The organism is Gammaproteobacteria bacterium (assembly GCA_016199745.1).
GTDB lineage: Bacteria > Pseudomonadota > Gammaproteobacteria > Acidiferrobacterales > Sulfurifustaceae > JACQFZ01.
Map to the genome: position 1 here is coordinate 1 of JACQFZ010000037.1, position 13,614 is coordinate 13,614.

Here is a 13,614-nt window from a genome sequence, read left to right on the forward strand (position 1 = left end):
TGGCGCTTGCATGCATGGCACACCTCGCTCTTTCGTCTCGACAACGAGAAGCGTGGCAGCACGTGCCATGCATGCACGGTTTTTCCGGAAGAATAGATCAGAATGCCGGGGAAGCTAGGAGGGAATGCGGGGAAACCTCAGAGTCTGACCCCGATTTTTTTGGGCGCTGTTTCCTCGTCCGCTGGGCGCAGCGCAAATACAAACGACTTCGGAGACACCATTTGCAGGCATGGGAATGGTTGCGTCGTGTCAAAGCGAAACAACCCACCTTGTTCGCGCACTGGCATCCGGCGTCAGCGGTTGGACGATAGGAGCCGGATGAATCGAGAGGTTCCCGTCTGGTTCTGGGAGGGCGTGGGGGTGAGATTCCCCTGCGCTACTCAACTATTTCCCGCATCGAACTCTCTCGGAAAATAAATCAGTCAGCTTTTTTTTGCGAGCTTTCTTGCCTATCAATTCGCTCGAGCATAAAGCTCTTCCCAGGCGCGTGGATGAGCTTGCTCGAGGAAGCGCTGCGCCGAGACAACGGCTGTCTTGAAATACTTTTTGGCGCGCGGCGGAATTCCAGCTACGGCGGATTCGATCGCGCCCGGATGGCTCTCGGCAAGCGCGGCACACAAGACGCATGCCTGGAATACATCTTTGTCCGATTTCGATTGGCGGCCGGTACGCAGGCGGGAGACGATGAGCTTGTGAATAGCGAAACGCTCCGGCAACGGCACCCGTACCACGCAGCACCCTTCGCGGGCCAGCAGTGTGGCTGACTGGGATTCGGTCAGCAGGTAGCTAAGGTAAGGCAGGCCGGTCGCGTGCGCCTTGAGCTCAGGCACCGACACAACTGGAAAATCGTCGTTGGTCGACGGCACCAAAAGGTCAACGTGAAACTGCGAACGACCGCGCTGCTTGAAAGATGTCGACGGCTTTTTGCGATCAAGCGATGGCACTTCGACGAATGGAATACCGGAATCCTTTAGCATGTCGAGAAAGCTGTGCTCGGGAAGTTTTTCAAACGCGAGCGCTTCGCGCCGGGCGATGTCGATGTCTTCGGTGGCAAAAGCTGTTGCGCGAATACCAAGCCGGTTGAGCAATACGCCGTAAGCATGCGAGCCGACAAGCATGCCGCCGGCCGCGAAGACACCGTGATTATGCAGACTTGCGAGCGTGGCGTAAGTTTTGGAATCGGCCAGACAGAAACCCTCCCGTCCTAACATACGCAGCGACCGCGCGATCTCCTTTAGCTCTTTAATCCGAGTGCGAATCTCGTCGGCGGCGGCATCGGCATCCATGCTTCCCGTCGGACCGGCGAGATACCGTTCGCGCTTCTTACCTTCGGCGTCATAGAACTGATGAGTATAGAAGCGAAAACCGGAGGCATTCTCTCTCTGGATCACGGATCCGCCCGTTCCCACAAAAACCTCGCGCTGATTAAGCGCATAGCTTTCCAGATCGGCGTACAGCACGGTCAGCGAGCGATGATGCAGTGTATAAAGTGGCGACATCGGCATTGGACGATTTCTAGTATCCGTCAGTGTTAAAATCTAGTGGATACTGACGGCGTCTGTCAACCAATGATGATAACGGACATGTCGCCAACGCCTGACGGGGCGATCGTTGCGCCAAACCGATAAACGCCCAATCCGTAATCAGCCGCTCGATGCAGGAAAAAAATGACAAAACATATACGTGCCGCTCTGGATATTCGTAATTTATTCAACAGCGACATACAGGAAGCGCGCCTAGGCCCGACCTTGCCGGTAAATATGCCATTGCCTGGGCGCAACTTTTTACTAACGTTAGGTGTCGACTTATAACGCAATTCACCACACGAGCATTGTGCCGGTCTTAGTTATTTCGAGGGTACGCCATCTATTAGTGCTGGCACGTACGCCGGACTGTCCCATATTTTGTTATGACTAACACCGGTGATGCCGGTAAGTACAGCGATACCTTTGGGAAAACGAGAAAGAAGGCGCATCGTGCTTTCGCGAGGCACAATTTCATCGTCTTCAACAGACAAAATCACAGTGGGGGCGCTTACTTTGGGCGCATAGCACCAAGATTCAAACTTGTCCCTGAGTAGCCACCGTATAGGAAAGTAAGGAAACTTCTTCGCAGCGATATCCACTAGGCTGTCGAAGGGCGACACAAGAACGAGGCGTGCTACCGGGCGCACGCTAGCGAGGTGGATGGCAACTCCACTGCCTAAGCTGCGACCAATGACAACGACGTTTTTGTGATCTGAGTGTACTTTATCAAAAAGCGCAAGCGCATCTGCGATCAAGAACTCTTCCGATGGTGTTCCGGTGCTACCGCTGTATCCTCGGTAGTGAAGCAAATAAAGCGAGTGATTGGGAAACGCACCGGAAAGGATCGGCAATTTGGCGGAGGCATCTTCCGCGTTGCCACCGAAATACAACAAGGCGTTGTCGCTGTCGAGCATTCTTGTTGAAACTTTGAGTTCGGCACCAGGGACATGCAGTGTGGTCGTTCTCTTGTCCGCACCCGCATCTGTCTGTGTAGGGAAGTAAATTAGCGATCGTTGGAAGAAGAAGATTGCAATACACACACCTACGTATAGGACAACGAGTGTAATGGCGACGCCAAGTAGAATTTGCATAGTGGTTATGCGCGTATATTTTGTGGTACGCCATTTTTAGTGAACTGCAAAATCAAATGCATTGACTTCGGTAGTATCAGCGACAATGGCGCCGGTCCGCGGCGAAATCGATCGGGTTGCCGAGCGTATCGACGATCGTGAGAATCTTAGTGCCGAATCCGTCGCGCGAACGGCCCAGTGCTTGTGCGCCAGCTTTTTTGGTACCGGACACGAATGGCACTTAACTTAAAGCAAAAACCGAGATGTGTCAGCCGCCACTCCCTCCCCCTCAGGCGGAGGACCGGGTGGGTGTGGATTTTTTTTTAGCCATTGCAACCCATCCCCATCCTGTCCTTCCCCTTGAAGGGGAAGGGACCTGCTAATAACTTCAGGTGGACGATTTAGTAACATAGTTTAGTTAAGTAAGTACCATTCGGTAGCGTCCGCTTTATTTCCCTTATTTTATTCTTTGACTTGGATCAGCTTTTTGCGGCTCCGGCTCTCTCTTGGACGAGGAGAGGGAGTATTGGCGGATACGCTTGAGCTTTTGCTTAAGTTATGTGTCATCCACCCTGGCACCTTTAATTCTGTTTTAAGTCGTTTCTAGCTTCTTTAACTTCCCGCGCGGCCACGAAGAAAATGTCATCAACGGTCAACGATATTGGCAGCTAGAGTCATCGCGCCGGTATCGTCAGCTCGCGTATTTTTATAGCGCCGTACAGAGTGTTGAACGTGATCTCTGTTTCATCGACCCGATCCGCGCTCATGCGCGTTGTCGGCTAGCTGTTTGTGCCTTATCGACCGGTGAAAAATCGGTTTACTCGCAGGTGGGCGAGGAGATTGAACTGTTATACAAAACCTTCGAAAGGAGATTTGAGTGAGCTGCCTTATAAAAAAACTCATGCGCCATCGACGACACACTAACTTAGATCAACCGAGCCGGCCCGCGACGGCGGCAAGTGCACGTTTAGCCTGGTTGCGCCTGATTTCTGGGCTCGCCTTAGGATGGTTAGCCATGGTCGCCACACCGGCGCAGGCGATTCAAATAACTGTTTTACAGTTCAATATGTGCGGCTGGGACGATAACCCCGAATGCGCTAATGAAGGCCGCGCACGATATATCTCGGTCGACATCTACCGGAGCCTTAAAGACAAAGGTTGGCCGCTCGTCGTTTCGCTGAACGAAGCTTGTAAGAATCAGGTCGACGCCGTTGCCGGCCTGACGAAGACCCATGACGGTATTTACTACGACGTGGTATTTCAAAAGAACAAACAGCCAGGCGCCACTTGTCAGTTCGGCAATGCGCTCATGATTAGAAGAGGGAGAACGGAATCACGGATTATTAGTCACGTCGCGGTACCTTATATCGCTACGCCGAGTGGGTTCGAGCCTCGAGGATTCGTTTGCGCCAGCATTAGAACTCCCGGGATGCACGTGTGCTCGACTCACTTGACGCCAGATAAGGAAGGGAGAGATTACAGCGGTGTCCGAAGTGCTCAAGTCGGAGAGCTCGTCCGGTACCTGACGAGACAGGGTTGGGCGCAATCCGGTGTTCGCACCTTAATCGCCGGCGACTTCAACGCCAAACCCGGTGCGGATGAGCTCGATCGAATTTACAAATCAAGCTATGGCGGCGGCGCCTGGGGCGTTTTCAACGAAGTCGATGGCTGTTGTTCAACTCGCGGTGGTGAATCCACTCACGGCAGCAGCAAGATCGATTACATTTTCTATTTCGGGAATTTTGTCTCGATGAGGGGGGACGCAACGTTAGCCCCGCATTCGGATCACGATCCGTTATGGGGTTGGATAACGTTGTAGAAAGAACCAGGTGATCCCTCACACCGACCCGAATGGCACTTACTTAAGCCGCGGCACGCTCTAGCTCCCTCCCCCTCAGGGGGAGGGTTGGGGTGGGGGTGGGTTTTTTAGAAACAGGGATCTCGGTTATTGCTGCCATAAAACCCACCCCCACCCCAACCTCCCCCCTGAAGGGGGAGGAGTCAATCGTGGCATCTGTTGTCGATGGCGCTTAAGTAAGTGCCATTCCACACCGACCCCTCTCTCGATGGGAGAGGGGTGATTAATCTATTCTAAGAAAGGGACGCGCCCATGAACCATTTTTCGTTGCGCAAATTGACGATCGGCATCGCCTTCAGTTTTTTTTCGGGGTTCGGGTTGGCACTGCTGATTCTTCACCATCCCGCGCATGAATGTAGCGTCACCACCGATAGCAACCGCGGCGATGTGACTGACGATCGTGCGGCCGGCGCAGCGTCGAACGATACGTCCGTTTTGGGCAAAATCTCCCAGATATTGCCGTTTGACAGCACTGCCGCCGGATCAGTTTCGTCGGCGGAAGTACCAGCGTCTCTGGATCAACTGTGGGCGACGCTGATGGCGTCGTCAGCTGACGGGCAGACACTCGATAGGGAGGTGGTCGACCGGTTGCGCGAGTTGGTGCGGACGGATTCTGCGCTCTTGCACGAATTGCTTGGTCGTTACGATCAATCGGATGAACAAGCTAAGCGCGCCCTGCAACTGGTGTTGTCAGATATCCAGCTGCCGGAAGTCGTCGCCTTCTCCGCGCGGCTCGCGACCCAGGGTGACGCTTCACAACGCCTGCGCGGATGGGAGTTGCTGGGCAGTCTTGGTGCCGACACGACGCAGGTACGCGAGTTGGTGAAGCAGACGTTGGCCACTGAGACGAACCCGGATGTCTTGAGCCGTGCCATTGCCGTCCTTCGGCCTACCGTCGTCGAACAGACCGAGGCGCAGTCGATGGCAGCAAAGTTCACCGATTTGGCGCGGCATAACGATCCCGTGGTCAGAAGCGAAAGCTTGCGCGCCCTGGCGATATGGGACAAAACCGGTAACGCGGCGGAGGCCGGGCTTTATCAAGGTCTGTTGGATCAGTCATTAGAGGTACGCCGCGTGGCATTGTCCGTTGTCGGTGATACCCCATTGCGTTCGGAGCGGTTGAAAACGGCGTTAATGGACATGATTCAGAACGCGCATGAAACGCCGGACATCCAAGCCGCTGCTCTGGAGGCGCTGCAGCATTTCGCGCTAAACAGCAACGAGTATGCGCGTTACAACGAGGCGAGCGTGGAGGTCGAGCGGTATATGAAGGCGATAGCGCAGAACGTGGATGGCAATGGCGACGAAGAGAACCTCTGAGTCGTGTTTCAAATTTAACAATGCATTTATTTGAGGAAAATTCTGTGACCGAATCACAATCCGTCAAAACGCCGTCACCGGCACATTCGACAACAAGTGCGATCAGGAACCGCCTGGTGGCGTTGAGTTTTATCAGTATCGGTTTATCAGCAACCGGTCCCGCATACGCCGCCTGGGGAGATGACACGATCTCGGCGATGGCCGGACCATGGCCGATTACGATAAAAACCTGTGCCCACGACGCCGGTGCGATCTGCTCGCTGACCTGGAGAGACAAACAATTTATCAACGATTTTGATCATGGTAGACAACTTCAATCCGCCTCGCATTTCGACGGCCGTGGCGAGGCGTTCAACCCGACCGAGGCCGGGGGATCGTATGACGGCCACAATTATGATGACCAAGGTCGCTTCCGGCCCCGCCCCAGCAGCAGCGTGCTCCAGGGAAAATGGACCAAGCGTAATGTGCTGGCGACGCAGACCCGCATGGCGTTTTGGGTTCCGGTCAACGACGTCAAGCTTTCGAATCACATTCTGAACAAGCAGGTAACGATTGGTGCGCTCGGTTTGGCCCACGTCATCGAATACAGAACCCAGTTTACGATCCCTGCCAACGAAACTCATACCGCTGCCACGTTCGAAGCCGTCACCGGCTACATGCCGCCGGAATTCAGTAAATTCTGGACCTTGGACGTAAAGCATGGCGCATCACAAGTCCGCCCCTTAACCGACGGCCCGGGCGAACAAAACTTGCCTATCATTTTTTCGACGCCGGACGGTAAGTGGGCGATGGGAATCTATTCGCCGGATTCCCCGCAAGCCACGTATCCTGGAGCGGGTTACGGTCGCTGGAAATTTCGCGGAGTGGTGAAGTGGAACAACGTCTATCGCGTCAATGACCCGTCGAATCTCTCGGGAGCTTACCACTTCCGTTCCTATGTGATTGTGGGATCGCTTGACAACGTTATTGTGTCGATGCGTCAGTTGCACGATGCCGTTGCGTCATCGACGAGTCAAAATAGCGGTTCATGAGTGAATGCCGGTGCTGTCCGGCATCGCGGCGGTAGTGCTCAACGACGAGCATCCCGCCGCGACTCTCGCCTTTTTGTTGACGACTAGTTTTGCAAATGCATGCAAGCATGCTCGCCGGGGCGGCGGCACCGCTAGCGGGGGAGGGGCTTTACCTGTGCGCCGAGTTAATTGTCAACCCGCTCTAATCTCCTGCTCGATGCCAACCGCTCCAGTTGCCGCCCGACGCGTGATGGTTATTCCATACGTAGGCGTCACTCCCCAGTACAAAAAGATTTGTCTCTGCATTGGGCCAGATCAGAACATCAAGGTCGGTTTTGGCGCGCCCACCGATGAGTCCGATCTTTGTCCATGCGCTCCATTCTCCGCAAGGAGTCTTCTGCCATAGCGAATAAACCTCACCATCTTCGCCGATCACAAAAATCTGTATCCGCTTATACTCATCGCGGATGGCGTCTATTGTTCGTGCCACGTTGCGGTTGGTATAACTCCCATCGCTGAATACCTCGCCGCCGCCCATAGGAGTCCAATCGGTTTTCCAGTCGCTGCCGGCCACTGTTTGCCACGCGGCATAGACTTTAGCGTTCTTAGCGACCGCAAAAAGATGCATTCTTCCTTTGCAGTCGAGCGCCGCTGCCGGACGTTGAGCTATAAACTGACCTCCCATTGAGGACCACGGTGTCCACTCGCCGTTTGCTCCTTCTTTCCATTGATGCAACATCGTATAGATATAGCCATACGCCGGATCCCATACTGGAATGCCACCGGTGCGGAACTGTTCGTATCTGCCGGTCACATTTAGGTCCCATTCGTAGGGCCCGGACTCTTCACCGGCGGCGCTCGCCACCTGCGTCGCCATAACACCCAACAGCCCCATCGTTATCTTGCACATCACTGCACCTGTAGATCTCATGGCGTTCTCCTATTTTTCGGTATCGTTGTGTGTAACATTTTTCGAGTCGGCCGGTGGGTGTTGTTGTGCCACCGTTTCGCATCGCGTTCCCGCTGTTAGAAAGGAAGACAAGCTAAGCGGAATGAATGTCGGACAGCGATGACATTGCGTGCCAAAAGAGTGGCCGACAATGTCATTGCTTACGGTTCATAGGTTTGTTTAGTTAAGACATCGTTTTTTGGTTTTGTAGAGGCACGCATGCGTCGATATTTTGGATTGCTGGCCGGTGTTGTGGGTGGAGTGTTATTGATCGCGTTGTTCGTAGGTCGGGGCAGCGATACCGACCGAGCTGTCGACGAGCCGCGTGCCAACGGCCCAGCAGTACTCCGCGTGGTAACAGCGCCGATCAATTCGGACGCTCGGAAACGGCGCTCGGCGCCGACCCGTTTGCCGATAGATACGCTTCTGGAAAAAGTGATGGCAGCGGATGATTCAGCGCAAGCGCTGAAAGAGCTACAGCGACTAGCGGCGGAAAATCCTGATGTGCTCGGCCAGCTGATCGGACGTTATCGATTGCCGCCAGGAATGGAAATCCTGAATCAAGAAGTAAGATGCGCGATCATGGATACATTGCGTGGCATTGCCATGACGCCCGAAGTGCTCGTCTTTGCCAAAGATCTTGCGCGTAGTCACGAGTCTTTCCAGCGCCGGCACGGCTTCGAATTGTTGCAGAAAATGTCAGTCACCACTGCCGATACTCGCGAGCTCATCACCCAGGCGCTAACCACAGAAAAAGACGCGCCGGTGTTGAGCCAAGCCATAGCCGCGTTGGGCAAGCAGGCTGTGCCGTACGAAAGCGAGGCGGTCGTGACGCAATTGCGTAAGTTGGCGCAGCATGAGGATTCGGAGGTGCGGCGTCAAAGCGTGCAAGCACTGTCATATTGGGACTCGACAGGAGGCGCGGAGACTCAACTTTATCGAGCACTCGGTGATAGTTCGTACGATGTTCGTTTTGCCGCGGTGGAGAGTATTAGCGAAAGCGGTGTACGTTCCGAACGTTTAAAAGCAACACTGACAGCCATACTTAACGACGCTAACGAGCATCTTGCCGTCAGAGGAGGCGCTCGTGTTGCATTGGAAAGTTTCCCCTAACGGATGAGGCGAAGGACCTCAGTAATAAATGGTACGAATCCGCCCCCTTTGAGCAGTTTTCGCGCCTCTACGCCTCTGAAGTTCCCACTTATCTTTATGCCCGTACGAATTGCGCTATGCGCGCTAGCGCACCGACGCGGCAAGATCGTGTCGGCAACCTATGGCAACCGGGATTTCAGATATTACGGAATCTTTGTCGCGCCATGTCGCGTGTCGATTTAACCCTAGGAGAACAAAATGAACTGGAACGCCGTGCAAACTGATTGGAAGCAATTCAGAACTGTCATTCAAAAACGATGGGACAAGCTCACCGACGCCCAGCTCGACAGTATCGCCGGTAAGCGCGAACAGTTAGCCGGAACCCTCGAATCAACCTACAGCATCGGCAAGGATGAAACCGAGAAGCAAATCAAGGAATTTGAAGAACGCAACAAAGACTATCGTCCGGCGCAAGCCAGCTAGGCGAAGGTCGGCCCACCTTGCGCCGCAATGAGTCGCGCAAGGTGGTTAGCTGATGGAGTAAGCGCGGCGATCGCGGCAGTAGCGACGAAAACGCCAAACGGATAAAAGAGCGGATAACAAGAATAAAGGGGACGCTACCCAATGGCACTGCTTTAAGCCGTGCGTACCAAGAAACAGCTGTCATTCCCGCGCCGGCGGGAATCCATACGGCATATCCGACGTTGTTTAGCCCGGCATGGATCCCCGCTTTCGCGGGAATGACGAACTTATTAGCAGGTCCCTTCCCCTTTATTCTTTTTATTCTTCCCGTGAGTATAAGCTGATAAGGACCCCGTTAGTTGTCGCCGGCCTGGCCGCCGAGCAAGTTGAAGTGAAGCAGCGCGCGTAGTTTCGCCGGACTGACCGGTTTGGCAAAAATATACGTTCGCGGCATCTGCGTGAGGCGCTCGGGCACGAGCGCGACATTGCCGGTCATGATAGCGGCCGGGATCGTGGTCTGGAAGCGGGCGCGCACGCGTTGAATAATTCCCTCGCCGTCGAGCATCGGCTCGAACTGAAAGTCGGCGATGACGAAATCGGGTGCGCTGGTCATTGTTCGGTGAATCTGATCGAGCGCCGCCGGCGAGGTGGCGCTGACCACCTCGGCGCGCCAATCGCGCAGCAACGTCGTCAGGGCCTGTACGACGGTCTCATCGTCATCGACGACCAGAATCGAGCGACCCGCCAGTGAAAACGGCAACACCGTATCCACGGTCGTGACGACGGTGGTGCGCGGCTCGTCACCTAAATAAGGAATGCGCAATTCGAACCGGCTGCCGCGACCGGGCGAGGAGCGCACAGTGACCGGATGATCGAGCCGCTTGGCGAGGCGCGCCACGATGCCGAGCCCGAGTCCGACGCCCTTGCGGGGTTTGCGAGCGGTGCTAGTCGGTAACGGCACCTGGTAGAAATCTTCGAAGATATAGTTGAGCTCGGCGTCGACGATGCCGATGCCGGTATCGAAAACTTGTATCGTCGCCATCCCGGTCGCGCGCGACCGGCGACAGCCGAGCAGGATGCCGCCGCGATCGGTGTACTTGATCGCGTTCGCCAGCAGGTTGCGCAATATTCGTTCGATCGACAAGCGATCGGTCTGCACTAGCGCATGCGACGGGCGAACTTGGAACGTCAGGTCTTTGGCGTCCGTCAACGGTTTGAATTCGTGCGCGAGCTTTTCGAACAGCGCCGCCACCGATACCGGCTCGATGTTGACTTCGACTTTCCCGCTCTCGAGCTGCGTGACATCGAGCACGTTGTCGAACAGCGACTCTAAAGATTCGAGCGCTGTCTCCATCTGCTGCAACGTCGGCGATACTTTTTTTTGCGTTACGTTCAGCCGCAGCGAGCCGAGTAGCAACGCCAAGGCGTGTAGCGGTTGCCGCAGATCGTGACTGGCGGCGGCGAAGAACCGTGATTTCGCCACGCTCGCCATCTCCACCGCTTGCTTGGCGCGCGTGACCTCGACGTTTTTTTCGCGAAGCTCCTGCGCCAGCTTTTCAACCACGAAGCGCGTGGCCAATGCCTCAAATACTTGCCCGCCTTGTTGCAGGATCAGCGACAACGCCGTGCCACACGCCAGTACTACCATGCCGACCAACGCGAAATCGTTAGGCGTACTGCGGCTGAGATGTGTCGCCGCGAGCGTTAGATAGATCGGCAGAGAAACGAGGCAGGAGTCGAGGATGTCCAACCCGGAGATGGAATACTGTGTCAGCAGAACGACGTAGCCGAACGTCAGCACGAAAAACAGCGTCTCGTGCGGACCACCGAAACCAAACGCCCAATAGGCGTAACTCCAAAACAGCGCGGTGCCGAAACCGGTGATGCGCAGGACATAGATCCATTTCCGGCTCACTGCCCGCTGACCCTCGCGCCGGCGCGCGCTCAACAGCAACCAGAGCTCCAGCGGGTGATGCAGCAGCACGTAGGTGCCGTACCACAGAAGTAAATGACGCCGATCGGCGTAGTCCCACGCCAGCCATACCAACAGCAGCTCGCTCAGCAATTGCGGCACGATCACAAGCCACAGCTGTTGAGTATTCTGGCGAACGATCTCCACTTGCACCGCGTCGGTGATTTCTTGGCGCGCGGCCGGCGACGCTAGATTTTGCAGTAACGACTCGAGCGACGCGCTGTAGCGCATATCGACGGTGTCCGACTAGGTAGGAGGCAACAGCAGTTTCGCCGCGGCCTGTGTGCGATTGGCCACGCCCATTTTTTTTAGAATGTGCGCGACGTGAACCCGGACGGTGTTTCCGGAAAGAGCGAGACGGGCGGCAATCTCTTTGTTGGAAAGCCCAAGCACGATCAGCGGCAGTATTTCCGTCTCCCGCGGCGTGAGCTTGTCGCCGAGGTTGCCGTGGGCGCGCGCCGGTTCGGTTGTGCGGCGATCAAGCCGTACGATTTCCGTCGGCCAGTAAGTTCCGCCCGCCAAGACCAGTTGAATCGCGTGCCGCAGCACCGAGATGGCGGTGGTCTTCGGCACGAAGCCGCAGGCACCAAGGTCCAACACTTGCCGGATCTCCTCACGATCGTTGCTCGCGGAAAGAACCAATATCGGCACGGTAGGCGCCGCGCCGCGTAATCGCAGCAGCGCCTCAGTGCCGTGACTGTCGGGAAGATCCAAGTCCAAGATGATCAAGTCGATATCGCGATGGCGCTCGATCAGCTTCATGCTCACGCCCAACGAATTAGCCAACAGACATTCGTTGCCGGCGCCCAATTCTGTCTGTAGCGCATTGAGCACGATCGGATGGTCGTCGACGATTAAGTATTTCATGGTCCGTCAATATCGCGTTGCCGATCGAGCTAGTCCGACAGGATTAGCCCTATATAAGCGTCATGATTATTTTATACAATATCCACGCGGAAGTTTGTCGTTTACGTTGCCCCCGACAAAACGTTAGGCGCCTTGGGAGCGGAGTATGGCAATCGATGTCGCGCGGTCCAGTTGTGAGCCGCTTCGTAGGGGATGCCGGTGTCATTGATGCGCGTCGCCGGCCTCGTGCCGTCTCACCGATCTCTGCGACCGATCTCGCGATCGTTACGAAATGCCGCGGACGTGTCGGGATTCATCAGGCATTGGAATCGTTCTCCTGCTGCAGGTAGCGGGGCGGCGCCTATTGTCCTGCGGCTCGACGCGCCAGGTATCGTCAGTATCGAGCGCCCTCGAGCATCTGGCCTGTCAGCGCTACATGGCGCCTGTTCTTCCGGCATAGTCGCCGGTCTGTTTGCCTATCTCGGTTGCGTCGTCGGGTTTCGCGGCTTGCGTTTCGGGCCGGCGCACGACGGCGTGCGCTCGTCGCCCATGGTGTCCTGGCCCGAAGGCGGAAGCGATCCGTACCGGATGTTCTTGTTGAACATCGTCGACGCGCACACCGTTGCCGTAGTGCTGGGACCTCGTTCATGCAACTACTAGCAGGCGTGCGGCTACCGCGAGTCGCGGTCGAGATTTTGTGTAGCCGCCGAACCATCACTTGGATTGCTCACGAGTACGGGTTCACCGACGCCGCGCATCTCTCGCATGTGTTTGCCGCAGCGATTGGGCGACTATCAAACCGACAACTGCAAAAAACAGAAACGTCCCGACTGGCACGTTTAAACCAACCATTCAATTTTGCCATACCCACAAACCTAAGAGGAATCGATATGCACAACACCGACGACCTAGGAAAATTAACTCTACGCATCACGTTGGCGGTTCTGATTTTATTTTATGGAGTAGCGAAATTAATTAGCGGTCCCAGTTTTATCGCATCGGCGCTGGCCCATGTCGGTGTGCCGCAAATTTTCGCGTATTTGGTCTATGTCGGCGAAGTGATCGCTCCGATTCTAGTATTGCTAGGTGTATGGTCGCGAGCGGCGGCGGCGCTTGTCGCTACCAATATGATCGTTGCAATTTTGCTGGAACATACCGGCGATTTGCTGAAGCTTAACCAATACGGCGGATGGGCATTGGATCTTGAAGGATTTTTTCTGAGTAGCGCGATCGCCATTATATTGCTGGGAGCGGGCCGCTATAGCTTAGGCGGCAGTTCCGGCAAATATAATTAATGCGCAAACGGGGCTTTTCAGTATCGGCTTGTATGCGCCCCCAGTTGTGGGCGCAATGGAGAGACTAAGAGATTAAAGGGGTCTCATGGGAATGGCACTTACTTAACTCGACTATGTTACTAAACTGACCTGCCCCGAACTTATTAGCAGGTTCCTTCCCCTTCAGGGGGAAGGACAGGATGGGGGTGGGTTGTGGTCGCTACTGCAAAAAACC

General features: G+C 55.3%; 12 protein-coding genes and 1 pseudogene. 7 read left to right on the forward strand and 6 right to left on the reverse strand.

Annotation, left to right across the window (positions count from 1 at the left end):
* Positions 1–452: 452 nt before the first annotated feature.
* From HY308_08995 to HY308_09005, 3 genes and pseudogenes are all read right to left on the reverse strand, one after another.
* Positions 453–1,460, reverse strand: a complete 1,008-nt coding sequence (locus tag HY308_08995) for a hypothetical protein (GenBank protein ID MBI3898418.1) — start codon at positions 1,458–1,460, stop codon at positions 453–455.
* 386 nt (positions 1,461–1,846) lie between these two features.
* Positions 1,847–2,617, reverse strand: a complete 771-nt coding sequence (locus tag HY308_09000; GenBank protein MBI3898419.1) for an alpha/beta fold hydrolase — start codon at positions 2,615–2,617, stop codon at positions 1,847–1,849.
* A gap of 109 nt (positions 2,618–2,726) precedes the next feature.
* A pseudogene (locus HY308_09005) lies at positions 2,727–2,816 on the reverse strand (IS5/IS1182 family transposase).
* A gap of 795 nt (positions 2,817–3,611) precedes the next feature.
* On the opposite strand from HY308_09005, the gene HY308_09010 reads away from it, so the two are divergent.
* The 3 genes from HY308_09010 to HY308_09020 all read left to right on the forward strand — a co-directional run bounded on the left by HY308_09010 (position 3,612) and on the right by HY308_09020 (position 6,805).
* Positions 3,612–4,415, forward strand: a complete 804-nt coding sequence (locus HY308_09010) for a hypothetical protein (protein ID MBI3898420.1) — start codon at positions 3,612–3,614, stop codon at positions 4,413–4,415.
* 291 nt (positions 4,416–4,706) lie between these two features.
* Positions 4,707–5,774 carry a hypothetical protein gene (locus HY308_09015; GenBank protein MBI3898421.1) on the forward strand — a complete coding sequence of 356 codons (1,068 nt, stop codon included), beginning with the start codon at positions 4,707–4,709 and terminating at the stop codon, positions 5,772–5,774.
* Positions 5,775–5,887: 113 nt separating this feature from the next.
* Positions 5,888–6,805 (forward strand): hypothetical protein, encoded by a 918-nt coding sequence (locus HY308_09020; GenBank protein MBI3898422.1) that lies wholly within the window; start codon positions 5,888–5,890, stop codon positions 6,803–6,805.
* A 181-nt stretch (positions 6,806–6,986) separates the two neighbouring features.
* Here the strand turns inward: HY308_09020 and HY308_09025 are convergent, their stop codons facing one another.
* On the reverse strand, positions 6,987–7,715 hold the full coding sequence (locus HY308_09025; GenBank protein ID MBI3898423.1) for a hypothetical protein: 729 nt from the start codon (positions 7,713–7,715) through the stop codon (positions 6,987–6,989).
* A gap of 237 nt (positions 7,716–7,952) precedes the next feature.
* Between HY308_09025 and HY308_09030 the strand changes: the two genes are divergently transcribed.
* Complete coding sequence (locus HY308_09030) at positions 7,953–8,846, forward strand: HEAT repeat domain-containing protein (GenBank protein ID MBI3898424.1); 894 nt, start codon at positions 7,953–7,955, stop codon at positions 8,844–8,846.
* A gap of 237 nt (positions 8,847–9,083) precedes the next feature.
* Positions 9,084–9,308 carry a general stress protein CsbD gene (locus tag HY308_09035; GenBank protein ID MBI3898425.1) on the forward strand — a complete coding sequence of 75 codons (225 nt, stop codon included), beginning with the start codon at positions 9,084–9,086 and terminating at the stop codon, positions 9,306–9,308.
* Between the two features lie 334 nt (positions 9,309–9,642).
* Here HY308_09035 and HY308_09040 read toward each other — a convergent pair whose 3' ends face one another.
* Positions 9,643–11,490 (reverse strand): hybrid sensor histidine kinase/response regulator, encoded by a 1,848-nt coding sequence (locus tag HY308_09040; GenBank protein MBI3898426.1) that lies wholly within the window; start codon positions 11,488–11,490, stop codon positions 9,643–9,645.
* Positions 11,491–11,505: 15 nt separating this feature from the next.
* Positions 11,506–12,126 carry a response regulator transcription factor gene (locus HY308_09045; protein ID MBI3898427.1) on the reverse strand — a complete coding sequence of 207 codons (621 nt, stop codon included), beginning with the start codon at positions 12,124–12,126 and terminating at the stop codon, positions 11,506–11,508.
* A 282-nt stretch (positions 12,127–12,408) separates the two neighbouring features.
* Between HY308_09045 and HY308_09050 the strand changes: the two genes are divergently transcribed.
* Positions 12,409–12,765 carry a hypothetical protein gene (locus HY308_09050; protein MBI3898428.1) on the forward strand — a complete coding sequence of 119 codons (357 nt, stop codon included), beginning with the start codon at positions 12,409–12,411 and terminating at the stop codon, positions 12,763–12,765.
* A 230-nt stretch (positions 12,766–12,995) separates the two neighbouring features.
* The gene (locus HY308_09055; protein MBI3898429.1) at positions 12,996–13,400 is read left to right on the forward strand and encodes a DoxX family protein; all 405 of its coding nucleotides are present in this window, start codon (positions 12,996–12,998) and stop codon (positions 13,398–13,400) included.
* The last annotated feature ends 214 nt before the right edge of the window (positions 13,401–13,614 follow it).